The 24,334-nt window shown below is 68.5% G+C and carries 19 protein-coding genes; 6 read left to right on the top strand and 13 right to left on the bottom strand.

Translation table 11 applies throughout. The features are described from left to right. Window positions 1-5 precede the first annotated feature (5 nt). From BMY53_RS00710 to BMY53_RS00770, 13 genes are all read right to left on the bottom strand, one after another. Window positions 6-995: a sulfonate ABC transporter substrate-binding protein gene (locus BMY53_RS00710; protein ID WP_092942502.1), complete on the bottom strand. Its 990-nt coding sequence runs from the start codon at window positions 993-995 to the stop codon at window positions 6-8. Between the two features lie 99 nt (window positions 996-1,094). Next, window positions 1,095-1,646: an NADPH-dependent FMN reductase gene (gene ssuE, locus BMY53_RS00715; protein WP_092942505.1), complete on the bottom strand. Its 552-nt coding sequence runs from the start codon at window positions 1,644-1,646 to the stop codon at window positions 1,095-1,097. 135 nt (window positions 1,647-1,781) lie between these two features. Beyond that, window positions 1,782-2,516 carry an ABC transporter ATP-binding protein gene (locus BMY53_RS00720; RefSeq protein WP_092942508.1) on the bottom strand — a complete coding sequence of 245 codons (735 nt, stop codon included), beginning with the start codon at window positions 2,514-2,516 and terminating at the stop codon, window positions 1,782-1,784. Next, window positions 2,513-3,406, bottom strand: a complete 894-nt coding sequence (locus BMY53_RS00725; RefSeq protein ID WP_092942511.1) for an ABC transporter permease — start codon at window positions 3,404-3,406, stop codon at window positions 2,513-2,515. The genes BMY53_RS00720 and BMY53_RS00725 overlap by 4 nt, the downstream gene beginning before the upstream one ends. Window positions 3,407-3,410: 4 nt before the next feature. Beyond that, the gene (locus BMY53_RS00730; protein ID WP_092942514.1) at window positions 3,411-4,406 is read right to left on the bottom strand and encodes an aliphatic sulfonate ABC transporter substrate-binding protein; all 996 of its coding nucleotides are present in this window, start codon (window positions 4,404-4,406) and stop codon (window positions 3,411-3,413) included. Continuing rightward, window positions 4,403-5,968: an LLM class flavin-dependent oxidoreductase gene (locus BMY53_RS00735; RefSeq protein ID WP_092942517.1), complete on the bottom strand. Its 1,566-nt coding sequence runs from the start codon at window positions 5,966-5,968 to the stop codon at window positions 4,403-4,405. Before BMY53_RS00735 ends, BMY53_RS00730 begins: the two co-directional genes overlap by 4 nt. 21 nt (window positions 5,969-5,989) lie before the next feature. Continuing rightward, window positions 5,990-6,802, bottom strand: coding sequence for a MetQ/NlpA family ABC transporter substrate-binding protein (locus BMY53_RS00740; RefSeq protein ID WP_092942520.1), 813 nt, complete (start codon window positions 6,800-6,802; stop codon window positions 5,990-5,992). Between the two features lie 51 nt (window positions 6,803-6,853). Then, entirely contained in the window at window positions 6,854-7,573 is a 720-nt protein-coding gene (locus tag BMY53_RS00745; protein ID WP_404947843.1) for a methionine ABC transporter permease, read from the bottom strand. Continuing rightward, window positions 7,566-8,450 carry a methionine ABC transporter ATP-binding protein gene (locus BMY53_RS00750; protein WP_092942523.1) on the bottom strand — a complete coding sequence of 295 codons (885 nt, stop codon included), beginning with the start codon at window positions 8,448-8,450 and terminating at the stop codon, window positions 7,566-7,568. Before BMY53_RS00750 ends, BMY53_RS00745 begins: the two co-directional genes overlap by 8 nt. A 1-nt stretch (window position 8,451) precedes the next feature. After that, a complete protein-coding gene (locus tag BMY53_RS00755; RefSeq protein ID WP_092942526.1) occupies window positions 8,452-9,681 on the bottom strand; it encodes an acyl-CoA dehydrogenase family protein in 1,230 nt (409 codons plus the stop codon). Window positions 9,682-9,797: 116 nt separating this feature from the next. After that, a complete protein-coding gene (locus BMY53_RS00760) occupies window positions 9,798-15,311 on the bottom strand; it encodes a hypothetical protein (RefSeq protein ID WP_092942529.1) in 5,514 nt (1,837 codons plus the stop codon). A 142-nt stretch (window positions 15,312-15,453) separates the two neighbouring features. Continuing rightward, complete coding sequence (locus BMY53_RS00765) at window positions 15,454-16,176, bottom strand: hypothetical protein (RefSeq protein WP_092942532.1); 723 nt, start codon at window positions 16,174-16,176, stop codon at window positions 15,454-15,456. An 11-nt stretch (window positions 16,177-16,187) separates the two neighbouring features. After that, window positions 16,188-17,768: a helix-turn-helix transcriptional regulator gene (locus tag BMY53_RS00770; RefSeq protein ID WP_177200652.1), complete on the bottom strand. Its 1,581-nt coding sequence runs from the start codon at window positions 17,766-17,768 to the stop codon at window positions 16,188-16,190. Between the two features lie 242 nt (window positions 17,769-18,010). Between BMY53_RS00770 and BMY53_RS00775 the strand changes: the two genes are divergently transcribed. The 6 genes from BMY53_RS00775 to sctR are packed head-to-tail and all read left to right on the top strand — an operon-like array spanning window position 18,011 to window position 24,328. Further along, entirely contained in the window at window positions 18,011-18,697 is a 687-nt protein-coding gene (locus BMY53_RS00775; protein WP_177200653.1) for a GNAT family N-acetyltransferase, read from the top strand. Between the two features lie 3 nt (window positions 18,698-18,700). Next, on the top strand, window positions 18,701-19,783 hold the full coding sequence (gene sctU / locus BMY53_RS00780) for a type III secretion system export apparatus subunit SctU (RefSeq protein WP_092942538.1): 1,083 nt from the start codon (window positions 18,701-18,703) through the stop codon (window positions 19,781-19,783). After that, the gene (sctV, locus tag BMY53_RS00785) at window positions 19,780-21,861 is read left to right on the top strand and encodes a type III secretion system export apparatus subunit SctV (protein ID WP_092942541.1); all 2,082 of its coding nucleotides are present in this window, start codon (window positions 19,780-19,782) and stop codon (window positions 21,859-21,861) included. The genes sctU and sctV overlap by 4 nt, the downstream gene beginning before the upstream one ends. Window positions 21,862-21,874: 13 nt before the next feature. Next, window positions 21,875-22,666 (top strand): type III secretion HpaP family protein, encoded by a 792-nt coding sequence (locus BMY53_RS00790; RefSeq protein ID WP_092942544.1) that lies wholly within the window; start codon window positions 21,875-21,877, stop codon window positions 22,664-22,666. Beyond that, on the top strand, window positions 22,663-23,703 hold the full coding sequence (locus tag BMY53_RS00795; RefSeq protein ID WP_092942546.1) for a FliM/FliN family flagellar motor switch protein: 1,041 nt from the start codon (window positions 22,663-22,665) through the stop codon (window positions 23,701-23,703). The genes BMY53_RS00790 and BMY53_RS00795 overlap by 4 nt, the downstream gene beginning before the upstream one ends. Beyond that, entirely contained in the window at window positions 23,681-24,328 is a 648-nt protein-coding gene (sctR, locus tag BMY53_RS00800) for a type III secretion system export apparatus subunit SctR (RefSeq protein ID WP_092942549.1), read from the top strand. The genes BMY53_RS00795 and sctR overlap by 23 nt, the downstream gene beginning before the upstream one ends. Window positions 24,329-24,334: the final 6 nt, after the last annotated feature.

The raw sequence follows: 24,334 nt of genomic DNA on the forward strand, positions 1-24,334 counted from the left end.
GGAGGTTAGTTCGCGGCCGTCTTCAGAGGGCGGGGCAAGGCCTCGCTGATGCGGATGGGCTTGGGAATGAGCTTGAGCTCATGGAAGGTGTCGGCAATCTTCTGCTGCTGCGCCGCGATGGCTGGTGTGATGGGCTGGATGCCGTAGGCAAAGCGCCCGGCGGCGAGTTCGGTCGTGCCCGCATCCAGGCCGATCTGCGGCGCCAGCACGGACACCACCGCCGCCAGATTGCCCTCGGACCAGCGGTCCAGGCGGGCCAGCTCATCCACGATGGCGGCCACCACCTGCGGGTTCTTGTCGGCATAAGGGCGCGAGGCCAGGTAGAACTGGATGTTGCTCACCACGCCGGTGCCATCGGCCACCACACGCGCCCCCAACTGGCGCTCCGCCGAAGCCAGGAACGGATCCCAGATCACCCAGGCATCCACCGCACCACTCTCGAAGGCCGCACGGGCATCGGCCGGAGGCAGGTAGACCACCTGGATGTCGCTGTACTTGAGCCCCTGTTTCTCCAGCAACTTGACCAGCAGGTAATGCACGTTGGAGCCCTTGTTGAGGGCCACCTTCTTGCCCTTCAGATCAGCCAGCGTGCGGATGGACGAGGTCTTGGGCACGATCAGCGCCTCGGCCTTGGGCGCCGGCGGCTGGTTGGCGACATAGACCAGGTCGGCACCCGCAGCCTGCGCAAAGATGGGCGGTGCTTCTCCCACCGTCCCGAAGTCGATCGAGCCGACATTCAGGCCTTCCAGCAGCTGCGGGCCGGCAGGGAATTCGGTCCATTTGACGGTGATGCCCAGCGGCGCGAGCCGCTTTTCAAGATCACCCTTGGCCTTGAGCACCGTCAACGTGCCGTATTTCTGAAACCCGATGCGGATCTCGGACCTGGCAGCGGGCGCCGCAGTGCCCTGGGCCAGGCTCCAGCCACTGGCAAGGGCCAGTCCGGCACCAAGGCCGAGGACTGCGAGGCGACGGGCGAGCGAAAGAGTGGAGCGCATGGTGTTGTTCTCAGCGGAGGGCAGCGGGGGGCACCCGCCAGGCGGGTGCCGGGGATCCGGCGAGGCGACCGGCGTGGGCACGCCAGCCACGTGGCCAGCTCAGGCCTGGACCGTGTCCAGCGCCGGTTTGGGAATGCGGTCGAAGACCTGCGACGCGCTCACCGCGAGGCGGCGTTCGATGTCTTCATTGATCTGGTAGTTGCCTTCCGCGTCCTTGGCGATCTGCGAATCGCAGGCATAGACGCCATCCACGTGGGAGCGGGTGCCCAGCGCGGAGAGCACGGGCAGCAGGCCGTAGTCCAGCGCCAGCAGGTGCGCCAGGCTTCCGCCGGTGGCCAGGGTCCAGACCGTCTTGCCCTTGAGCCCATCCTGCGGCAGCACGTCCAGAAAGATCTTGAGCAGGCCGCTGTAGGCCGCCTTGTAGATGGGCGTGGCCAGCACCACCACCTGGGCTCGTGCCACGGCATCGATGGCCAGGCGCAGTTGCGGGTCACTCAGGTCGGCATGCAGCAGCGCCTCGGCAGGCAGGTCACGCAGGCGCAGCGTGGACGGCGCCAGGCCAAGATGCTGGAGGCGTTCGGACGCGCCGGCCAGCAGCGCACCGGAACGGGATTTCTGGCTGGGACTGGCCGCGATCAGGAGCAAGGACATGGCGGGGAGGCCACTGGGGGCACTGGGAGCGTGGGAAACCCCACTCTACGAACCGCGCCTCCATCGCCAAACGAAGAATCACAAGCTTGCTTAGGCGGAATGTGAATGAGTGTGCCCCCCCGGCGTCCGGCTCTCTCAAACCACGGCAGATTCCAGCGTACGCAGCAGGTCGGCACGCAGGTCCGCCACCGCAGCGCTGCCGCGCTGGCGCGGGTGGCGCAGGGGTACCGTCAGCTCGCGCAGGACACGGCCCGGCGCAGCGCCCAGCACGAACACCCGGTCAGACAGCAGGACCGCCTCTTCCACATCATGCGTCACGAGCAGCAGGCCGGCCTGATGGGCCTGGGCCAGGGACAGCACCAGGTCCTGCAGCTTCATGCGGGTAAAGGCATCCAGCGCCGAGAACGGCTCGTCCAGCAGCAGCAGCCGGGGCCGCGTATAAAGCGCCCGGGCAATGGCCACCCGCTGCGCCTGCCCCCCGGAGAGCTGCTTGGGCAAGGCGTTCTCCAACCCCTTCAGCCCCACCTCGGCCAACAGGGTGTTGGCCCAGGCCTCGTCCCTGCCCTGCCCCAGGTCAAAGGCCACGTTCTCCGCCACCGTCAGCCAGGGAAAAAGCCGAGGTTCCTGGAACACCACACCGATATCCCGGCTGGGCCCGCGCTGCCTGCGGCCATTCAGCAGCACCTGGCCGTCGTAGTCCGGGTCCAGGCCGGCCACGATGCGCAGCAGCGTGCTCTTGCCGCAACCACTGGCCCCCACCAGGCCAACCAGTTCACCCGCCGCCAGCTGGAAGGCGATATCGGCAAGCACCGGCTCGCGGGACCGCGCCACAAAATGCTTGCGGCGCACCTGCACGTCGATCAGGGTCATGACGCATCTCCAAAGGTGTCGCGCCAGTGCAGCGCACGTCGCTCCAGTGCCGCCATCAGGCTGTCGCTGATCTTGCCCAGCAATGCCAGCAGCGCGATGGCGGCCAGCACCAGATCGGCCCGGCTGGTCTCCCGGCCATCGGTGAGCAGGTAACCCAGGCCTCGGCTGGCGGCGATCAACTCGGCCGCCACCATGAACATCCAGGCCAGACTCAGGCCATTGCGCAGGCCGGTCATCAAGGCCGGCATGGCCGCCGGCAGCAGCACACGCCGCGCCAGCGTGGCACCGGACAGGCCACGCAGCCGGGCCACCTCCACCAGCTTGCGATCCACATGGGCAATGCCCGAAGCCACCCCCATGTAGACCGGGAAGAAGGCACCAATGGCGATCAGCACGATCTTGGACGCCTCGTCGATGCCCAGCCACAGCAGCAGCAAGGGCACCCAGGCCAGGGAGGGAATCGCCCGCAAGGCCTGGAAGCTGGGCGTGAGCAGCCAGTCCGCCCAGCGCGACAACCCGGTCAGCCCGCCCACCAGCACAGCCAGCGCGGCACCGAGCCCGAATCCGGCCAGCACCCGGCCCGTGCTGGCCAGGATGTGGCCAGTGAGAACGCCCTGCCGGGCCAGATCGAGCAAGGTCGCGCCCACCTCACTGGGGGCGGGCAGCAGATGGGGCGCGATCCAGCCGGCCCGGGAACCGATTTCAGCCAGCAGCAGCAAGGCCGCCGGCAACAGCAGGCCCAACACCCATACCGGCGCCCGAGGCGCCACCGAACCCGCCGCTATCGCAGGGACGACACGGCGCTCTTCACCCACGCGCTCCGGCAGCGCGCCTGCCGGGAGCACGTTTGCCGGAATCGCCCGCACGAACAGCTCGTTCTCGGCCGCCATCGTGTCAGGCCTTGATCAGCGACGCCGCAAAGCGCGTGTCCACCAGGTCCGCCACCACCTTGCTCAGGTCGGTACCGGGTTTCACCAGCTGTTCATCGGTGAGGACGGGTGCAGCAGCACGCAGTGCCCGCACGTGCTCCTCGGACGGCAGCGGGTGCGAGAAGTCGGTGCGCAGCTTCACCTGAAGCAGGGCCACTGGCAAGGTCACCTTGGCTTCCTCCGACAGGATCTTCGCCGCCTCGCTGGGGTTGGCGATGGTCCATTGGCGCGCACGCTCATAAGCGAGGATCACCCGCTGAACCTCGCGCGGATACTGCTTCAGGAAGTCCTCACGCACGTTCAGGAAACCGTAGGTGTTGAAGTCCACATTGCGATAGAGCAGCCGGGTGCCGGCCCCCAGTTCGCTGGCGGCCATGTGCGGGTCCAGGCCGGCCCAGGCATCCACACGGCCCTGCTCCAGCGCGGCACGGCCGTCGGCGTGCTGCAGGCTCACATGCTCGATGTCGCTGCGCTTCAGGCCCACCGTGTGCAAGGCCCGAAGCAGGAACAGATAAGGGTCGGTGCCCTTGGTGGCCGCCACCTTCTTGCCCTTGAGATCGGACAGGGAGCGGATGTTGGAATCGCCGCGCACGACCAGTGCTGTCCACTCGGGCCGCGAGTAGATGTAGGGCGAGCGGATCGGTGCGCCGTTGGCCTTGGCCAGCAAGGCCGCCAGGCCGGCAGTGGAGCCGAAGTCGATGCTGTCGGCATTGAGGTATTCCAACGCGCGGTTGCTGCCGGCGCTCAACACCCATTTGACGGCGATACCGTCCTTCTTGAAGTCCTCCTCCAGCCAGCCGAAGCGGCGGAGCACCAGGCTGGTCGGGGAGTAATACGCGTAGTCGAGCCGGACTTCCTTGGGAGCGTCGGCGGCATGGGCGCGGTCGGACAGGCCCAGGGCCAGCCCTCCCAGACCCAACCCGAGGGCCAGCGTGTCGCGACGATTGATCTTGTTGTTCATGCCGTGGATTCCGATTGAGAAACAGCGTTCGTGGAGAGAGACTCAGGGAGCGATGTAGGTGCAGGTGCAGGTGCAGGTGCAGGTGCAGGTGCAGCGGCTGGGCCTGGGCTTGGGGCCACGACCGGGGCAGGCACCTCGATACGGGTCAACCGACCGGGATGGTTCTCACGCAGCCGGTCTCCAGCCCCAAAGAGCCGCTGGCGCAGGGTCACAGGCGCGGTGTCGTGGCTGCTGCGATACCGCCCTCGCCGCTGCAGTTCCGGCACCACCAGGTCCACCACATCCCGGAAGGTCTCCGGCGCAACGGCATAGGTCAGGTTGAAGCCGTCCTGGCCGGTGGCGTCCTGCCAGGCGATCAACTGATCGGCCACCTGCCCGGGGTCGCCCACCAGCACCGGCCCGCGTCCGCCCAGGCCGATGAACATGGCGGCCTCGCCGACGGTCCAGCGGCGGTTCGGGTCGGCGCTGCTGAACGAGGCCAGCGCGCTGCGGCCGGCCTGGGTATCGAGATAGTCGATGGTGGCATCCAGCGGGTAACGGCTGAAGTCCACGCCAGTCCAGCCCGACAACAGGGCCAGCGCCGCCTCGGTGTCGATGTGCTGCGAATACTCGGCCAGCTTGTCCCGGGCCTGCGCCTCGGTGGGCGCGGTGATGACCAGGGCCTGTCCGTAGATGATCAGGTCCTCGCCGGCACGGCCGGCTGCGCGGGCTGCGGCCCGCAGCCCATTCACCGCGTCGCGCACCACGTTGACGCTGGGGCCGCTCACGAACACGCATTCCGCATGCCGCCCCGCAAACGCCCTGCCCCGTGACGACGCGCCGGCCTGGAACAGCACCGGCGTGCGCTGCGGCGAGGGTTCGCACAGGTGGATGCCGGGCACCTGGTAATGCGGCCCCGCATGACGAATGGGATGAACCTTGCCTGGGTCGGTGAAGATACGGCCCGTCTTGTCCCGCCGAACGGCATCGTCCTCCCAGCTGTGTTCCCACAGCTTGTAGACCACTTCCAGATAATCGTCGGCGAGGTCATAACGCTCGTCATGCGCCTTCTGCGCCGGCTGGCCCAGATTGCGGGCCGCGCTGTCCAGGTAGCCCGTCACGATGTTCCAGCCTACGCGGCCGCGGGTGAGATGGTCCAGGGTGGAGAGGCGCCTCGCAAAGCTGTAGGGAGGCTCATAGGTGAGCGCGCAGGTGACGCCGAAGCCCAGATGTCGTGTCACCGAGGCCATCAGCGGCACCAGGGCCAACGGGTCGTTGAGCGGCACCTGCACCGCATGGCGCAGCGCAGCATCGTGGGACGCGCCGAACACGTCATACACGCCCAGCACATCGGCCAGGAAGACACTGTCGAACAAGCCCCGCTCCAGCAAGCGGGCCAGGTCTTGCCAGTAGTCGGGGTCGCCATAGCGATGAGACTCGTCACGCGGATGCGTCCACAGCCCCGGGGACTGGTGCCCCACCGTGTTCATCGTGAACGCGTTGAAGCGTACTGGCTTGCTGGTGGGCGTGCTTGAGGGCTTGCTGGCGGGCGTGCCGGTAGCGGTGCTGTTGGCGGTGCTCATGGCAGAAGGCTCAACCGCGACTCACTGCAGGAAGGTCGGCCGCGAGTAGCCGGGGAAGTGCTGATCCAGCACGGTCTTGAACGCGGCCTCGTGGAAGGCCTCGGCCACGTCACGCGTCCAGGCCGCCTCGCGGTCCTTGCCCTTCACGGCCACCACCAGCAGGTAGTGCTCAGGCGTCTTCTCCAGCACCAGCGCCTCGGTCAGCTTCAGGCCGCTGGAAATGGCGAAGTTGCCATTCACGATGGCGTATTCAACGTCGTCCAGCGTGCGGGGGATCTGCGCCGCCTCGATGGGCTGCAGCTTCAACTGGTAGGGGTTGCTGGCAATGTCCTTCTCGGTCACGCGGATGGGGTCCGCCCCCGGCTTGAGCGTGAGCAACTTCTGGTCCGCCAGCAGTGCCAGGCCGTGCGCCAGGTTGGCCGGGTCGTTGGCCAGCGTGATGCGGTCACCGGGTTTGACTTCGGCCAGGCTGCGGCGCTTCTTGGAATAGATGCCAAAGGGCGCCATGGGCCCCTGCACCAGTTCCACGATGTCCAGTTGCCGGTCCTGCCGGAAGCGGTTGAGGTAGATGGTGTGCTGGAAGAAGTTGGCGTCCAGCGACCCCTGCGCCAGCGCCAGGTTGGGCTGCACATAGTCGTTGAACTCCACCAGCTTGACCTTGTAGCCCTTCTTCTCCAGCAACGGCTTGATGCCCAGCCGCAGCACTTCGATGTTGGAGCCGGCCGTGGCGCCGATCACCAGTTCTTTCTTGTCCTGGGCATGCGCCGGCGCCGCAAGGCCCCAGGTGGTGGAGACAAGCGCAAGGCTCAGCAGCAGGCGGCGGTGCAAGGTCATGGGGCAGTCCCGGGTCGAGTTGTTGTGGGGAGGATCGGAGAAACGGTTTCGTCAGCGCTTGTCCAGCCGCCGCGCCACACTCTGGCCGGTGAACTGGATGATCTGCACCAGGGCGATCAGCACGGCCACGGTGAGCACCATGACGTCGGTCTGGAACCGGTAGTAGCCGTAGCGGATGGCGAGGTCGCCAATGCCACCACCGCCCACCACGCCGGCCACGGCGGAATACGACAGGAAGCTGATGGCCAGCACCGTGAGCGCGCTCACCAGCCCCGCGCGCGCTTCCAGCACCAGCACCCGCCAGACGATCTGCCATTCGGAAGCGCCCATCGCATGGGCCGCCTCGATGACCCCACGCGGCACCTCGCGCAGGCACTGCTCGGTGAGCCGGGCAAAGTACGGGATGGCCGCAAAGGACAGCGGCACCGCCGCCGCCAGGGGCCCGATGGAGGTACCGGCCACCACACGGGTCAACGGCACCAGGGCCACCAGCAAGATGATGAAGGGGAAGCTGCGCACGGTGTTCACCAGCGCATTGAGCAGCCGCCGCGCCACCCGGGCGCCCCAGTGATGCGACAGCGACTGACCCGGGCTGATGAGAAACAGCAGCACCCCCAGCGGCCCGCCCAACAGCACGGCAGCACTCAGGCCGATGCCCAGCATCAGTGCGGTCTGACCAAAGGCCGTCCATAGATCGGGCAGCAGGTTGACGATGGATTCGGGCAGCCACGGCCCCAGCACGGCTTGTACGGCCTGCATGGTTTCAGACATGAGCCGCCTCCTGTTCCAGGGGCGTGGGCGTCGAGGCGGCCTCGGGCACGGAGGGCGGCGAAGGCTGCAAGGGCACCAGGGGCGCCACAGGCGCCAGCGCGGCCAGCTCACGGGCCAGCACCGAGGTACCCTGCCCCGCGTCCGCCTTGTTGAAGGTCTCCACCAGGCGCCCGCCATGCATCACCGCCACGCGGTGGCACAAGGCCTGCACCACGCTGAGTTCGTGCGTCACGATCACGATGGTCACGCCCAGACGGACATTCACATCGGCCAACGTTGCCAGCACCTCGCGGGTGGTCTCCGCGTCCAGCGAGGAGGTCGGTTCGTCACACAGCAGTACAGCCGGATGCGGGGCCAGTGCCCGCGCAATCGCCACGCGCTGCTTCTGGCCGCCACTGAGTTGCGCGGGATAGGCCTTGGCCTTGTCCTGCAGGCCGACCAGGGCCAGGCATTCCTGCACCCGGCGCTCGATGTCCGCGCGGCGGCGCCCCGCATGCAGCTTCAGCGCAAAGGCCACGTTGTCCGCCACAGTGGCGTTCTGCAGCAGGTTGAACTGCTGGAAGATCATGCCGATGCCCTGACGGGCCTGGCGCAGGGCCTGGCTGGACAAGGCCGTCAGGTCCTTGCCTTCGACTCGCACCGTCCCCGCATCCGGACGCTCCAGCAGATTGATCAGGCGCAGCAGCGTGGACTTTCCCGCGCCGCTCTTGCCAATGATGCCCAGCACCTCGCCGGCCTGCACGCTCAGGTCGGCCTGGCTCACGGCAGAGAACGCGCTGCCATCAGGCAGGCGGAAGGTACGGCTGACGCCCGTCAATTGAATGACGGGAATGCCTGAGGCCGTGGGCGCGGGTGTGGGTGTCGTGGAAGCGCTCATGTCAGGAATACGCGGTCGGGTCAGGAATGCGTCCGTCCACGCGATAACGCCCGATGTCACGCACCTTGTAGTCCACCGGGTCGTGCAGTGTGTGAACGCGGGCGTTGCGCCAGAAGCGGTCGAAGCCAAAACGGGCGGAAGTGCTGCGCGCGCCGGTCAGTTCAAACAGTTGGCTGCTGACCTGCAAGGCGGCTCGGTGCGCCAGCACCTTGGCCTCGGCCCCTGCCACGGCCAGTTCCCCACGTTCCTGTGCAGTCAGCGCGTCGCCGCGCAGCAGCGCGTGATGCAGGGCGGACACCGCTTCCCTGGCAATGCCCTGCGCGGCACGCACATGCAGCCACAGGTCGCCGTAACGATGCTGCACCAGCGGATCGTCCACGGCGCGCTCCACACCCGAGGCGAACCAGGCCTTGGTCTGCGTGGCCGTGTAGCGCCGCGCCTGTTCGAAGGCGCCCTCGGCAATGCCCAGGTACAGGTGGGTCATCACCAGTTGGGCGATCTGGCTGCGCAGCGTGGCACGCGGCGTGGGTGCCTGGCCAGGCACTTGCAGCAGTTCCTCGTCCGCGAGGCTCACGTTGTCGAATCTGACGGTGCCGCTGTCCGTCTGGCGCTGCCCGAAGGCGTCCCAGTCCTGCTCCACGGCCACACCCTGCCGGCGCGTGGGCACAACGCCGGTCAGGAAGCCGCCGTCGGGCGTGGTGGCAGAGACCGTCAGGCGGTCAGAACCCAGCGCCCCGGAGCAGAAGCTCTTGGCCCCATCCAGCCGCCAGCCGCCAGGCGCCAGCGTGGCGCGCAGCCGGGTATCGGCGGGATTGAGGGCATTGCCCCAGAACAGGCGTTGCTCAGCGGTCTCCCGCAGGTGGCGGGCGCCGTGCTCCAGTGCCGCCGGGCCGCCATAGAGCGAGACCCCATAGAGCTGCAGGTGATGAAAGCCCAGCACATGGGCCAGCGCGCTGTCCACGCGGGCGACCACGCGCACGGCATGGAAGAGTTCGGTCACGCCGCCCCCCAGGCCGCCCAGGGCTTGCGGCACGGTCAGCGCCAGCAGGCCGCTGGCACGGATCAGCTCGCGCTCGGCCGCCGCATGGCCACCGGCCTGGTCCCGCGCCACGGCGGTTTCGTCCAGCCGCTGCGCGAGTTCGGGCAGGCCCTGGCTCAGCAGCAGGGACAGGCGTTCCGTGGCCGGGGCAGGCGTGGGCGGAGCAGAGAGGTTGAGCAGCGGGCTGGTCATCGGCGCGGCGCTGCGTCGTCGCAGCAAATATGAAACGCGCCGAGTGTTCCCGCCTTGCTTCTGCGCACAAAGCGCCGAAACCGTCTGTCCTTATGCGTTTTTCTTTGCCTGCCGATTCAAGGGCGTACGGGCAACGCGTCCAGGGTGATCAGGTCCCGCCCACCGTGCGCCGTGTTGACCTTCCCACCCAGGGTCACCTTGCCACCGCCCACGAATCGTTCGGCCAAGCCGCTCGGGGCCGCGTGGGGGTCATCCGGTGTCCGGTTGCTCGCGCGGGCGTCACCGCCCAGGCCCGACTCCCGAGACCGTTGCTGCGCCTGGTTCACAAACAGCCGGAACGGCTGCCAGGAGCTTTCCTGGCTCACGTGCGCAGCAATCTGATCCCGCAGCTCGGCGATCTGGTCAGCCGCCGCCGGGCCGGTGGGCGCCCCCGGCCGTTCCAGCGCCTCCAGCCGGTTCGTGCAGGCGGTGAGTGTGTCCGCCGCCTCCTGCGTCAGGCATTTCCGTTCGATGAACAGCCGGCTGTTGCCCGGCGGCAGGTTCACCATCTGCTGCAGGAAACCATTCAGTGCCTCGTGCCCGCCCGTCAGCACACCATCGGCCCGGCGCTCACCCAGGCGGGGCTCCCATTGGTCGCGCTGCGAGTTCACCAGCTTAACGAAGTCGTCCTCCACGGCGAACTCCCGGTGCTTGAAGGAGACGTTGGGCTGCACCTTGCCATCCATGGTGGTGAGCCGCACGGTGCCGTTCTTCGCCTGGATCACCAGTTCGGTCTCCACGCCGACCTTGTGCCGCGAAAGCACCGCCATGGTGGGCTTGCCCTCATTGGAAATGGTCGGGTGCGAATAACCAGCGCTGACCCCTGCCGTCAGCGACGTGCGCGAGCCGCTGGCCGCCTGCGTGGTCTGGGTCGAGCCCTTGGACTCGCTGGCCTTGCTGCGGTTGAACGGGGTATGTTTGATCCCTGCGCTGGCGGCGATGGAGGCGCGCCCTCCCACCCCCTTTGGATCGAGCTTGATGGAGGCGTTGCCCTCCACGCTGAGCGAGAGCGAGACCTGGTGCGCCTCACCGGTGTTCCATCCAAACGAGATGTCGCGGTAGTCGCCGACCTTTTCAACCATCTGCGACCACATCTCGCCACCGTGTTCCGGCCGGACCGGCGGGGCCGCTTGTGCACCGGCGGTGGGCGCAGCCGTCCGGGCGGCCCGGGCGGCCTGGGCAGGCGTCATCTGGTCAGCAATTTCAAACACGGAGTTCACCACCAGCTCGCTCATCCGCTTCCAGTTCTCCGATTCCATGCGACGGGTCTGCTCGGCGTTCAGTTGCTGGTGCTCCGACCCATGCTTGTCGGTGCGGATCATGAGACCCTTGCTATAGAGATGTGAGCCCCCCAGCCGCGCCATGACCTGGGCGGACACATTGGCACCCGGCACCTGCGCGCCGAAGCGCACGCCGCCGCCCAGCATCTCGGTCACCTTGCGCTCATTGCCCAGAAAGATCACCCCCGTGTTGGAAGCGACCCCGGCCTTCAGCACCGCCGTGCGGGTGTGGTCGAGGTTGAATTCCGCCATGGGCGTGACACCGGTGGCTTGCACCCCCACGCCATTCACCTGCGCGGCCATGAAGCCGAACGCGCCACCGATCCCGTTCTTGCGGCCATCGCTGTAGTCGGTCATGTCGCCGCCGGCCACCACGGAGATCATCACCTGGCGAAGAATCTCGCGCCGGCCGGCAACATCCGACTTGTCAAAGTCTGCCTGCAGCTTCTCCAGCTGGCTGTCGACGGCCGCTTTGCCGCGCAGGATGTTGACGTCGGCATTCAGCTTGTCCAGCGCCGGTGTATTTGCCTTGTGGGTCGAATCGGCGAGACGGCCGTCTCCAAACCACTCGTGCAGGGTGCCGGGCAGCAGCGGCCGGCTGACCTGGGATTCAACCTCCGCATTGGCAACGCCCTGATGCAGCGGCGGGGGCTGCGTGTTGTTGTCACCAAAGATCTCCGCGTTGAGTTCATGCGCCCTGGCGCGGATAGCGGCCTCGGTGAGCCGGGTGCCCTGCGTCAGGTCCTGCAGCGGGCCGGGCTTCTCCGGCACCAGGTTGCGCCACACGTCCATCGCAGCCAGGCGCATGAGGCCGCGTGTGCGGTCCTCGTTGCTCATGGTGGTTGCGTGCGCATGGGCTGCGGCATCGCCCGCAGTGGGGCCGCCGGCAGGCGCGGCAGGGTCGGCGGTCGTGGCCGCCGCCGCAGCTGTGGCAGTCGCTGCATTGCCGTTGGCGTTGGCGTTTGCATTGGCGCCTGCAGCGCCAGCACTGTTGCCGCCGACGGCACGCAGTTGATTGCGCAACAAGACGCTGCCGTCCTGCAGCGCACTGCGAAGCCGCTTCGCATGTTCTCCGGGCACGGTGCTCAGGTCCGAGCCCAGCGGGCCGGCCTGAATCAAGGTCTTCAGCGGCGTCTTGTCCTTTCCGATCCCACGCCGGAAGGTCCTGCGCGGATGGACCACCGACGACAGGACGCCGTGCCCCGCCACTTTCGACGCACAGGCCAGGTCGATGTACTTCACGAACTTTCTCAGCCGCTTGGTCATGAGGTTGAACTCACTGCCCTGGCCACTTTCGGTGAAGCCGTTGCGCAAGGCCACGTAGGCCGGCTTGAGTCCGCGGACCTGCTCGGGCGATCCGGGCAGCCGCTGCACATTGTCTGCGGCATAGAGGAATGCCTGCGCCGCCAGGGTGGCCGCATGCTCGCGATCACCGTTGCGGTTGCCCCTGCCCAGGCCGGCGGGGTCGGACAGACGGTCATGGTCCGCGTGATTCTCCAGGGCCGTTCGAATCTCCTGTGTCGACTGGCGAGGGCCCACTGCCGTCGCCAAATCAGGGAGCAGCTTGAACAGCGCGGTTTCCGCCCGCAGGCCCAGCTTGTAGTGCTCCACGGTGTGCTCGGCGTGCCGCCGGTCCGCATGGTCGGCCGCCGGCAGGGACAAGCCCTCGATCTGAAGCAAGGCCGCCATGCCTCCCGACGTGGCGGCCAGCGCGCGCCTTGCAGAATTGGTCAGCGCCGCCAGGGCCACGTCATCCGGCTGCGGGGTGCTGGCCACGCCTGCCAGCGGCGAGGCCTGCGGTGCGCGTTGCGTCACGCCCCCCGGTGTTGCCGCCGGGTTGTTCCACAGGGTGTTGTAGATTTGCGCGGCGGTGGCCGGATCGCTGGTGACGGAACGCAGCACCGTCGCCACCAGCAGCGCCTGCTCGTGGCGCAGGGGGTGACCGTCCGGTCGCCCCGCCGGGTCCGGATTGGGATGGTTCAGCAAGGCGTTGGCCAAGGCCGTCGCCACCGGGTCGGGCGCGGCGGCGCCGGCTGCGGCACCGAACATCCGGCCCACTTCAGCGGAGAAGGCGACGGCGTTGCCAAATGCCTGTGGCGCCTGGGCGGCCTGGCCCGCGTTGACGGCACCGCCCGCCAGCAGCCGCGCCGCCTGGGTGGCCGCGGTATTCACCTTGCCATCCACCGCGCGCAGGCTGCTGGCACTGGTCCCCGTGTGCGGCGTCTTCACCGGCGGCAGGCCACTATGGAAACCCGTCGACGTGTTGTTGCTCCGGGCGCCACTGTACGGGCCTACGGTGATGTCCAGCTTGGCCGGGCCGGTGCGGTTCTGTAAGGCATGCAATGGACGGCGCAGCAGCAGGTCCTTGGCGCGTTGGCCGGTGGTGCGCTCATCCGCTGCGGCGGCACCCGGGCCGCCGGGACCACCGCCGGCCGCAGCACCTGGCGCGGCTGTGTCCGGACGAATGGCCTGGCAAAGGTCTTCGACCGCTTTTTCGATCGCGCTGAGCGCAGTGGCGGCGGCCCCCTGCGCCGAAGTGCGGCCAGGGATGCTGTTGGCGGCGGCCTGGTCCGCATGGTCAGCCGCCTGCGCCAGTTGCAACCGAGCCGCCTCCGCCTGGTTCGCCGCGACGGCAGTGTCGTGGGCCGTGCCTTGCAGCATTTGATGGGCATGCGCCTCCCCCGCTGCGGCGGCGGCCAAGGGGCCCACCCGCCCCTCCTGCGCGCGGATCGCGGCGTTGGCCTGGTCCAGGTCCTGGTTCGCCGCGTGCAGGCGCTGCTGTGCGGGTGTCCGGGTCGCCGGTGTGGTGGCAGCGGCCGATGCTGATGCTGATGCTGATGCCCCTCCCGATGATGCCGATGACGCGGCGGCCGCTGTCTCTGCGTGAACCGCTTGCTCTGCGGCCGCGACCGCCTCCTGGCAGTCGATCCGACGTTGATGCAAGGCGCCACCCGCCTGAAGCGGTGCCTGCGCCGCCTCGTGGGCGCGGACGGCGGCATCCAGCACCGGCACATGCGCCGCCAGGGCCGCACCGGCCGCCTCGGCGGCCCGGGCGGTGTCGGCCACCAACGAAGAACCATCCGCCAGGGCTCGTCGCGCCCGCGTGGCGGCTGCAGCGAGATCCACCGCCGTGCCGGCCGCCGTGTCGTGTGCAGTCACATGCGGTGTCTCGCTGGCAACGACCTGGGTCAACGTCTGCTGCGCGTTTGCCAGCGCGGTCACCGGGATCCGCGCGTCGTCACGGGCCGTCTGCGCGCGGTTCCGGAGGGTCTCGGCCTCCCCCAACCGCCCCTGCGCTGTGTGCAGACGTTCCTGGATGCCGTCCCGTCGATCGGCGCAGTCCGCCAGCGCCACGCGGGCGCGTTCCACACCGTCCGCCAGCGGACGCAGGACGCCCTGACGCCGGGTCAGGTCATCCTTGGCGTGGTCGACCTCCTGTTCGGGGGTCAGGGATGGCGGCGTGGCGGTGGAAGCGCTTGCAGCCGCGCTGCCGGTGCTTGCGGCCGTCCCTGTGGCTGCGCCTGCCGCCGTACCAGCCGCCGAGCCACCCGCAGTGCCGGATGAAGACGCTGCCTGCTGGCGCTGTTGCGCCATCTGCAGGCGCGCCGTGGCCTGTTCAACGCCAGCCGTCGCATCGAGAAAGGCCGGGGCCGTCCTCAAGTCCTCATGCGCCTGATGCAGCACCCCATGCCGAGCCGTCTCGGTCTGCAGGTCTCCCCGATGGGTGTCAACATCCAGCTGGCGGGCAAGCACGGTTGCCTCGGCACTCTGGAACGCCTGCTCGGCGGTGTTCAGGACGGCGTCCCGGCGCTGGGCCTCGGCGGTGGCTTGCGTTTCGGCACGGGTCTGCCGCTGGGTCATGTCCTGGGCAGCCGTCTGCCCCTGGCCCCGCGCAGCACGGGCGGCCGCCTCGCGGTCGACCCATTGCGGCACCGCTGCATGGGCCGCATGCGCCTGCGTCTGCGCCGTGGCGGAGTCCCGCAACAGCGCCGGTGGCGGTGCGACAGGGTCATGCGCCGTCGCCACGCCAGCAGTGAGGGTCGGCGTCGTGGTGGGGGTCAGAGTCGGCGTCAGGGTCGGCGTCGGCACGGCGGCCCGCGCCGGCCCACCAGGTGACCCCGGGCGACGGGGCTGCTGCGCTGCAGCCGCGCCACCGCGCGCGGCCAGGCCACCGCCCAGGGCGGTCGTTGGCAGAGACGTCGATCCCGACGATCCACCGGCCTCGGGGGCCGTCAGGTGGCTGTTCGTGCGCTGCAGCTCGATGGCGCTGCCATCACTGCCCTGCCGTCTTCCGCTGGAATACACCGTCATCAACCGGCTCCTGAGGCTCCGCTGGGACCAGCCGACTCTGGGACAGGCGTAGCGCTACCGGATCAGGCGGGCCGAAGCATCTGCCGGCGGTGCGAAGCCGATGGGGCACTGTCATCATCCTGAGCGATAGCGGTCATGAAACTCAGCCGCCCCCGTCGGCCGAACCATCCGATCCTGGACGGCCGTTCGTCCCGGCCTCCGGCCCTGACGTCGACGACGAGGCCGGCGCCTCGAATCCACCGATCAGCACCAGCACCACCAGGGCCGCGACCGCCGCCAGCAATGCGCCCCAACTCGCCATGCGCAGCCCGGACGACCGCCCCACTCGCTCTGGCGCCGCCGTGCGCGGTGTTTCGGCGCTCGCCACATGGCGGCTGGCCTGGATCCGTGATTCCGGCGCCACCACGGGCAGGTTCGCCCCCGCCGCATCGACTGGTGTGTGCGTGTCCCACACGCTCTCTTCAGCGGTCGCCGGGCGGCGGTTCCCCTGCGGCCCCGCGCGCCGCACGCCGCGCGCTTCGGCCTGCGCACCACCGCGCTTGTGCCGGCCGGGCCCGGCGGGGCCGCGTGCCTCCACCCCATCGCGGTTCTCGCGCCCCACCGCCACGCCCGCCGTCTGCGCTGCAGAACCACCCGAGAGTGGCGCCTCGCCAATAAGCGGGTCCTCGTCCGCATCGTCGAACAGGCGGCGAACCACGGCGCCCATCAGGCGTTGGGCCGAGACGCCGCGACGGCCACCGGCCTCATCGCGACGCCGGGGACCAGCGTCGCCTCCGTTGGCAGCCGCCCGCGCCTCTTCGGGGGCTGCCGCTGGAGCTGCGGCCCCAGGCACGCGGGCCGGCAGGCGTGGGGTGTCCGACCGCATACCGGGAGGCCTCAGGCGCCGTCAGCGGCTATCTCGCGCCGGGCGTGCTCGGCCCCCGCCCCCAGCACGATGGCCAGCGGTGGTTCTGCCGCCCCGGCGGCGGCCCCTGCTGCGGAGGTTGCCAACGCCACGGCCACCGCCACCGAGGCACGGTCCCCGGCCGCCAGTGGAGAGGCGGTGGCGCTGGGCGCCTCGCCGAACTGCTGGCGATAGTTGTGCGCCAGCGTGGACCGGTTGGCCATGCCCCAGCGCGTCGCCACGGCCAGCACGCTGTCGCGGCCGGCCATCTGCTGCAACTCGGTACGGATGCAGGCCATGCGCAGCTTTCTCAACAACTCCGCCGGGGTCAGGCCCAGATGAGACCGGAAGGCCATCTGCAACGCGCGCTCCGTGACGTCGATCTCGGCCGCAATGCGGCGCACGGACAAGGTGCGGTCATGCAGGTGGTCCAGGATGAATTGATAGGCACGGCGGTAACGCGGGGGCAGCCGCAATTGGTCGGCATCCGCCTGGTCGGCCCGTTCCTGCTGCTCCAGAAAGCGCGAGTACGGCACCCGTGTCAGCTCGAAGCGCAGGCGCGCCAGCGACAGCTGGGCGTGCTGACGGTAGCAGCGCAGCGCATCCGGATGCCGACCATTCATCGCATGCAGCCGCGACGCGCAATACCGCAGCTCGATGGCATGGCGGTGGTGCAGTTGGCGGGCATCGTCCACCGCCAACGGCCCCAGGATCTCGCTGGCGGTGCTGGCCTGGCCGCGATCCAGCAGGGCCAGCGCCGCATCCACCCGGGCCCGCTCTTCCATGGGCGCCATGCGCCGTTCACGGTACCAGCGCACCCCATCAAACAGCGCCTCCACGCCTGCGCTCGCATGCGTGGAGTCGGAGGACGCCATCAGCGCAGCCAGGAAGTCCAGGCGCGCCACAACGGCCGGGACATCACGCAGGGCCTGCTCGCACGAACGCAGGGATTCGCGCAGGGCCGTCTCGTTGGCCGGCTCAACGCCCGCAATGTCGTCAAAGTGCCGCAGCGCACGGCACACCTGCAGTTCCAGGCCGATGGCCGCCAGCAAGGGCCGGGTGCCCGGCGCCACGTCCGGCGACTCGGCCAACCGGCTGGCAAAGGCCAGTGTGCGGGTCCCACGGCGATGCTCGCCCATGGCCAGCATGGCTTTGGCCAGGCCGGCCAGGGCCTCGATGCGCAGCCGCAGCGGCGCATCCTCCGCATCGGCCACCACATTGAAGCTCTCCGCCGCCCGTCCAGGCTTGTTCATGTGCAGGAACAGATAGCCCCGGTCCATGGACGACCACTGCCGCATCCGGGCGCGTGGCAAGGCTTCGTAATGGCGCAGCTGCCGCTGCATCAATTCCTCGGCCTGTTCCTCGCGGCCGGCGGCCAGCAGCGCCTGGCTCAGCACCTGTCCCAGGGTGGCCTGACGCAGCGGATCCAGGTCCTTCGCGTCACCGCTCCCGGCCCGCTCCAGCCGCCCCAGCCCCAGCCGCAGGGCTTCCTGAACATCACCACGCGCCATCGCGCTGGCCACGTCTGCATCCTTGTCCGCCAGCCCCAGCCGACCCAGTGCCATCAACAGCATATGAACTCCTGCTTCGTGTCTCGGAGCGCCGCCACCAGCGCCCCGGTGCGGCCATGCTAGGCAGAGGCACGCCATGGTGGCTTCATCTCTTCACGATGAAATCCTCATCAATCCTCAACTCGGCACCCGTCACCGCCAGGCCGCCCCAGGCCGCAGGTTCGCCTCCAGGCAAATCGCTTCGCCCCCTGCCGGAGCGGCCCGCTCCCCGGCGGCGACAGTGCGCTCCAACACAAGGAGTCGCTGTGGCTGCTGCCCTGTTTACCGTGGATACCCCGTACCGGCCTCCCCCGCCGCATCTCGTCGCACCGCCTTCGGTCCTGCGGCCCGCCGTCGCGGCCGATGCCACTGCGATCGCTGCGATCTACAACGCCTCCCTGCGCGGGCAGCCCTATCAGCCTGACGGCGTCACACCCGAACAAGGCGCCCGGTGGCTCGCCGATGTTCTGGCCCAGGTGAAGGGTATGGATGCCCCACCAGTGGCCAACTACCTGGGGCCGATGAGCGTGCCCATGGCCACGCGGTTGATTGCCGTTCATGGCGTGTATGGGCGGCCCATGCTGGTGGCCACCATCCAGGGCGAAACGGTGGGCTGGATGGGTTCCATCGGCCTGCATGAGCGCCCCGGCCTCTCGCCTCTGTATGAGTTCTCCTATTACGTGGCGCCGCGCTGGCGCGGCCACGGCATCGGCACACAGTTGGTGCGACACCTCATTGCCCACGCGCCGGGTTGGCGGGTGGACCGCCTGCTGGCCACCGTCTGGAGCGACAACGCGCCCAGCCTGGCCGTACTGAGCCGCCTCGACTTCCAGTACTGGGGGACCCTGCCCGGCGCGATCCTCGCGTTTGGCAAACGACGCGACCTGCTGCTGCTGGGCATGACACTCCCCGACGCCAACACCCCCTCCATGGCCGCAGCGCCCGCAGGCTGAGCGATGGGCGAAAAGACCGAACAACCCAGCCAGAAGAAGCTGGACGACGCGAAGAAGAAGGGCCAGTCGCCAAAGAGCCAGGACATCAATGCGGCAGCCGGTCTTCTGGTCATCACCGTCTGCCTGAGTGCGGCTGGCAGCACGGCCCTGGGCCACCTGGAGCGGCTGTTCGCCTTGGCCAGCGGTGCCGGGATGGCGGTGAAGAACGACATCGACGTGCTGGTCATCGCCTACGACATGGCCATCGAGGGCCTGTGGATCGTCCTGCCCTTCGTGGTGGCGGCGATCTTCGTGGGGGTCATCGCCTCCTTCGCCCAGGTGGGATTCAACATCACCTTCGAGCCGATTTCTCCCAACTTCGACAAGGTCAACCCCGGGTCCGGCCTGAAGAAGCTGATCTCGCTGCGCTCGTTGATTGAATTCGCCAAGACCGTGTTCAAGGCCATTTTGGTGGGCTGCGTCGTGGTGGCCATCACGATCGGCCTGGTGCCGCTGATGGTGGGCGCCGCCACGCAGACCCCCATGGGCGTGGCAGCCATCGCCTGGAGCGCGATGCTCAAGCTCTTTGTGGCGGCCGTCATCGCCCTGATCGTCATCGGCCCGGTGGACTTTGCCCTGCAGCGCTGGCTCTTCATCCGGGACCAGCGCATGGACAAGGACGAGGTCAAGCGCGAATACAAGGAGATGGAAGGCGACCCGATGCTCAAGGGCCAGCGCAAGCGGCTCGCGCATGAGATCGCCAACAGCAACCCGTCGCGCACGGTGCCGCAGGCGTCGGTGGTGGTCACCAACCCGACCCACTATGCGGTGGCGCTGCGGTATCGGCCTGGCGAGACGCCACTGCCCATCATCGTGGCCAAGGGCGCGGACGCCCAGGCCATGGAAATACGCCGGATTGCCGAGGCCTCGGGGGTGCCGATCGTCGGTGATCCGCCATTGGCCCGTGCCCTCTTCAAGGTGCCGGTGGATGACACCGTGCCCGAGGCGCTGTTCGAGGCCGTGGCCACCGTCCTGCGCTGGGTGGCGATGCTGGACGGCGTCGGCCCCGCCAAGGACCGTGGCGCGGCCACTGCCAGGAGTACATGATGAGCAAGGCCCTGACCGACAAGAGCACCTGGGGCAATGACCTGGCGATGAGCTTCCTGGTCGTTGCGATCGTGGGGCTCATGATCCTGCCGCTGCCCACGGTGGCCATCGACACCTTGCTGGCGGTGAACCTGGCGGTGAGTGTGCTGCTGCTGATGACCTCGCTGTTCATCCCCAATGCGGTGGCGCTGTCGTCCTTCCCTTCGCTGCTGCTGTTCACCACGCTGTTCCGGCTGTCGCTGAACATCGCCTCGACAAAGTCCATCCTGCTGCATGCCGATGCCGGCCATCTGATCGAGAGCTTCGGTGAACTGGTGGTGGGCGGCAACCTGGTGGTGGGCATCGTGGTGTTCATCATCATCACGGTGGTTCAGTTCATCGTGATCTCCAAGGGCTCGGAGCGGGTGGCCGAGGTCGGCGCCCGTTTCACGCTCGATGCGATGCCGGGCAAGCAGATGAGCATTGACGCCGACCTGCGTGCCGGGCTGCTCTCCGGCGACGAGGCGCGCCGCAAGCGCGCCCTGCTGGGCATGGAAAGCCAGATGCATGGCGGCATGGACGGCGCCATGAAGTTCGTGAAGGGCGACGCCATCGCCGGCCTGATCATCACGCTGGTGAACATCCTGGCCGGCATCGTGGTGGGCATCATGTACCACGGCATGACCGCCGGTGAAGCCGCAAACCGCTTTGCCGTGCTGTCGATCGGGGATGCGATGGTGTCGCAGATCCCGTCGCTGTTCATTTGCGTGGCGGCCGGCGTGCTCATCACTCGCGTGGCCGACGAGCACCAGAAGAAACCGCGTTCGCTGGGCCAGGAGATCGTGGCCCAGATGACGGCCAACGTGCGGGCCATGTACCTGGCGGCAGGCCTGGTGATCGCCTTTGCTGCCGTGCCGGGTTTTCCGGCGCTGCAATTCCTGGCGCTGGGCATCGGGTTGGCCATGGCCGGCCGCTACCTGGCGCGGCAGCGTCGCTCGGGCGAGGCGCAAAGCCTTTCTGCACCCATTGCGGCCCTGCAGCGCGAAGGCGCCAAGGGCGATGCCCCGTCCATCATGCAGGAGGCCCCGCACTTCGCCCGGCCGCTGGCGGTGCGCATGTCCCCCGCGCTGGCGGCCCTGCTGATGCCCGACCAGCTCAACCAGGCGATGGAGCGTGAGCGGGTGCAGCTGCAGTCGATGCTGGGGGTTCCCTTCCCCGGCGTGTGCATGTGGGTGGACACGGCGCTGGCCGACCTGCGCTTTGACGTCCTGATCAACGACGTGCCGGTGCGCCACGTGGCCTTGCCAGGCAGGCTGCTCCTGCTGCCCACCACCCTGGCTGCCGCCGCGACCGCGCCCGCGTGGGCCGCCGCCGCGCAGCAGCACGGCGCGGTGCTGGAACAACCGGACTCCGCCTGGATGCCCGCGAACGAGGTGCCCGAGGCGGAACGCGCGAAATGCCTGGATGTGGAACAGGTGATGGCGCGCCAGGTGATGTTGCTGCTGCGCCGCAACGCCCATCAGTTCATGGGCGTGCAGGAGATCCAGTGGATCGTGGACAAGGCCACCGCGGACTATCCCGGCCTGGTGGCCGAGGTGCAGAAGATCCTGCCGGTGCAGCGCATCGCGGAGGTGATGCGGCGGCTGCTGGAGGAGCAGGTGCCGATCCGCAATGTGCGCAGCATCTTCGAGAGTCTCATCACCTGGGGACCGAAGGAAAAAGACATGCTGCTCCTGACCGAGTATGTGCGGGGCGACCTGGGTCGCTACCTGGCGTTCGAGGCCAGCGCCGGCAAGCCCTATGTGTCGGCCATCCTGCTGGATCCGGGCGTGGAGCAGGCGATCCGCCAGTGCATCAAGCCGACCCCGACCGGCAACTACCTGGCCATGGCCCCGGAGAGCGCCGCCGCCATCACCGACAAGGTGCTGAGGCTGGCCGGTGAAAGCCCCGAGCCCGGGGTGGCGGTCATCACGTCCATGGACATCCGCCGCTATGTGAAGAAGATCATCGAAACGCGCCTCGAGGGGCTGCGGGTCTACTCCTACCAGGAGCTGGGCCACCAGGTGGAACTGCGGCCGCTGGGCCGTGTGGCGGCCTGATCAGGCGGCGCGGATGACGGACGAAGAGATCCGCCGCATCCGGCGCATCACGGTGGGGGATGCACCCACCGAGTTGCCGCGACCGGTGGACCCGCGCCATGAAGAGCGCTTTCGCCGCGCACTGGGTGGTCCACGCCGGGCGGTGGCGTCGCCCATTGCAGCGATGGAGCCTGCCGCTGCGGCGCCACCTCCGTGGCATCAAGAGCCCACCCACGATGCGATGCCGCAGGAGCGGCCCACCCGGCCGCATCATCCGTCGCCACGGGAGCACTCAACGACGCGCCCATCGGCCTCAACGGCTCGGCCCTCCCCGGCGTCGTCCTCATCCGCCCGCCCCACCGCGACCCAGACCGATACGTTCTCACGGACCATGGCACGGCCCCTCACCGCGCCATCGGCCGCAGGCTCTGCCAGCGCCCGTGCAGCGGAGGAACAGACGGTCGATGGGAGCGATGAAATCGATGATGTCGATGCGGTGGTGGTCCCGCCCCCCATGCCCGTGGCACCCGTCATGGAGACCTTGCCACCCGACGCTTGGGCCGACGGCGTGGCTCACACCGTGGCGGCCCTGTGCCACGGCAGCGAGCCCAGCTTCCACAGCTGGACCATCCAGGTGCCGTTGGACGGCGAAGCCCTGCCCCACACCGAGCTGCGGATGACGTTTTCGCGCCATCACCTGCAGCTTCGCTTCAGCACGGCCTCGACCCGGTCATTCCACCTAATTTCGGCGCATCAGGCGCAATTGCGCGCGCTGCTGGTCCGCGCGCTTCCCGGCGACCGGCACATCGACATCGAGCTCACATGAATTCACTGCCCACCACCGCTGCGACCACCGCCCTGGCGAGCGGCAACGGGCTGGCCGGCCGGTTGCCCTCGATGAGCCCCGCTGACGCGGCGCTGTCTCGCATCACCCAGGACAGCCGCTTCTGCGCATGGCTGCGTGCCACGCTGCAACAGGCCAGCCTGGGTGTCGCCCTGCGGCAACCCGACGCGGCCTGGCGCCTGACGGTCGAGTCGGCCCATGGCCGTTTCCAGCTCGGCCTGGACGCCGCCGACAGTCCGGCCCTGCAACTGGCGCTGTCCCATCAGCCGCACGACACGGCGTGCGCCGTGGTGATGCTGCTGCTGGACGACTGGGCCCAGGCGCTGGCGCCTGCATTGGGCCCCTTGCGGCTGGTCCGCATCGAGCCGCTGCCGCCCGGCCCCCGCGTGCCCTGCATTCTCGGCGGGGCCATGCCCGTGGCCCTGCTGGAGGCGGAGCCTTCACTGCTGGACCACATGGCCGCCACCATGGCCCAGCCAGGCGTGGACCTCACCCCGATGGCGGGCTGCCTGCTACGCCCGGTCATCCGCCTCTTCACACGCGCGCTGTCGCCGCAGGTACTGCGCACGCTGCGCCCCGGTGATGCCGTGCTGGCAAGTGGCCAGTCTGCGTGGCTGCGCTGCGGCGTGGGCCACGTGCTGCAGGCTCGCCTTCATCTCGACCCCCAGGAGTTCACCGTGCACCTTGCCGAATCGCCCATGTCGACCGACGATCCGGCCGACCTTGACCCCAACGAGGGTGCCCACGGCATCGAAGCGCCACCCGCAGCCGGTTCGCTCGAATCGCTGCAGCTGCCGGTGGCCTTCGAGCTGAGCACCGCACGGGTCAGCCTGGCGGAGCTGGCCAGCATGCAGCCCGGTTATGCGGTGGAGCTGGACGTTCCCCTGCAGGAAGCGGAGGTCCGTCTGGTGTGCCATGGCCGCACCTTGGGCCTGGGCCAATTGATCGCCATTGGCGACCAACTGGGCGTTCGCATCACCCGCCTCGAGTTCTCGCATGACGCCGCTGCAGCACGCTGATCCGGTTGCGCTGTTCCTGGTGCTGCTGGCGCTGGCGGCGTTGCCGTTCGCCGCGATGGTGGTCACCTCCTACACCAAGATCTCCATCGTGCTGGGCCTGCTGCGCAACGCCATTGGCGTGCAGCAGGTGCCCCCGAACATGGTGCTCAACGGCGTGGCCATCATCATCTCCTGCTACATCATGGCGCCCGTGTTCATTGATGCGACCAAGGGCATCCAGGGCGGTGGCACCAGCACCCAGACCCTGATGCAGGCGGCCGATTCCGCCCGCGAGCCATTCCGGCGTTTTCTGGACAAACATGCGGAGGAACGCGAGAAGCAATTCTTCCTGCGCTCCGCGGCCATCATCTGGCCGAGCGACCAGGCGGCGGCGCTGAAGAAGGACGACCTCATCGTCCTGGCGCCGGCCTTCCTGCTCAGCGAGCTGACGGCCGCCTTCCGGATCGGCTTCCTGCTGTATCTGGCCTTCATCGTGATCGACATCGTGATTGCCAACGTGCTCCTGGCCATGGGCTTGTCCCAGGTGACGCCCAGCAATGTGGCCATCCCGTTCAAGCTGCTGCTGTTTGTCACGCTGGACGGCTGGTCGCGCCTGGTGCATGGGCTGGTGCTGACCTACCGCTGATGGCGC

It is taken from the genome of Roseateles sp. YR242 (genome assembly GCF_900109745.1).
In the GTDB taxonomy this organism is placed as follows: Bacteria; Pseudomonadota; Gammaproteobacteria; order Burkholderiales; family Burkholderiaceae_C; genus Roseateles.

Coding starts and splice junctions, on each gene's coding strand:
- BMY53_RS00750 (WP_092942523.1), bottom strand. CDS start 8,450: ATGAGCGCTTCCACGACACCCACACCCGCGCCCACGGCCTCAGGCATT.
- BMY53_RS00710 (WP_092942502.1), bottom strand. CDS start 995: ATGCGCTCCACTCTTTCGCTCGCCCGTCGCCTCGCAGTCCTCGGCCTT.
- BMY53_RS00720 (WP_092942508.1), bottom strand. CDS start 2,516: ATGACCCTGATCGACGTGCAGGTGCGCCGCAAGCATTTTGTGGCGCGG.
- sctR (WP_092942549.1), top strand. CDS start 23,681: ATGACGCCGCTGCAGCACGCTGATCCGGTTGCGCTGTTCCTGGTGCTG.
- BMY53_RS00790 (WP_092942544.1), top strand. CDS start 21,875: ATGACGGACGAAGAGATCCGCCGCATCCGGCGCATCACGGTGGGGGAT.
- BMY53_RS00755 (WP_092942526.1), bottom strand. CDS start 9,681: ATGACCAGCCCGCTGCTCAACCTCTCTGCTCCGCCCACGCCTGCCCCG.
- ssuE (WP_092942505.1), bottom strand. CDS start 1,646: ATGTCCTTGCTCCTGATCGCGGCCAGTCCCAGCCAGAAATCCCGTTCC.
- BMY53_RS00730 (WP_092942514.1), bottom strand. CDS start 4,406: ATGAACAACAAGATCAATCGTCGCGACACGCTGGCCCTCGGGTTGGGT.
- BMY53_RS00735 (WP_092942517.1), bottom strand. CDS start 5,968: ATGAGCACCGCCAACAGCACCGCTACCGGCACGCCCGCCAGCAAGCCC.
- sctV (WP_092942541.1), top strand. CDS start 19,780: ATGATGAGCAAGGCCCTGACCGACAAGAGCACCTGGGGCAATGACCTG.
- BMY53_RS00795 (WP_092942546.1), top strand. CDS start 22,663: ATGAATTCACTGCCCACCACCGCTGCGACCACCGCCCTGGCGAGCGGC.
- sctU (WP_092942538.1), top strand. CDS start 18,701: ATGGGCGAAAAGACCGAACAACCCAGCCAGAAGAAGCTGGACGACGCG.
- BMY53_RS00740 (WP_092942520.1), bottom strand. CDS start 6,802: ATGACCTTGCACCGCCGCCTGCTGCTGAGCCTTGCGCTTGTCTCCACC.
- BMY53_RS00760 (WP_092942529.1), bottom strand. CDS start 15,311: ATGACGGTGTATTCCAGCGGAAGACGGCAGGGCAGTGATGGCAGCGCC.
- BMY53_RS00770 (WP_177200652.1), bottom strand. CDS start 17,768: ATGCTGTTGATGGCACTGGGTCGGCTGGGGCTGGCGGACAAGGATGCA.
- BMY53_RS00745 (WP_404947843.1), bottom strand. CDS start 7,573: ATGTCTGAAACCATGCAGGCCGTACAAGCCGTGCTGGGGCCGTGGCTG.
- BMY53_RS00765 (WP_092942532.1), bottom strand. CDS start 16,176: ATGCGGTCGGACACCCCACGCCTGCCGGCCCGCGTGCCTGGGGCCGCA.
- BMY53_RS00725 (WP_092942511.1), bottom strand. CDS start 3,406: ATGGCGGCCGAGAACGAGCTGTTCGTGCGGGCGATTCCGGCAAACGTG.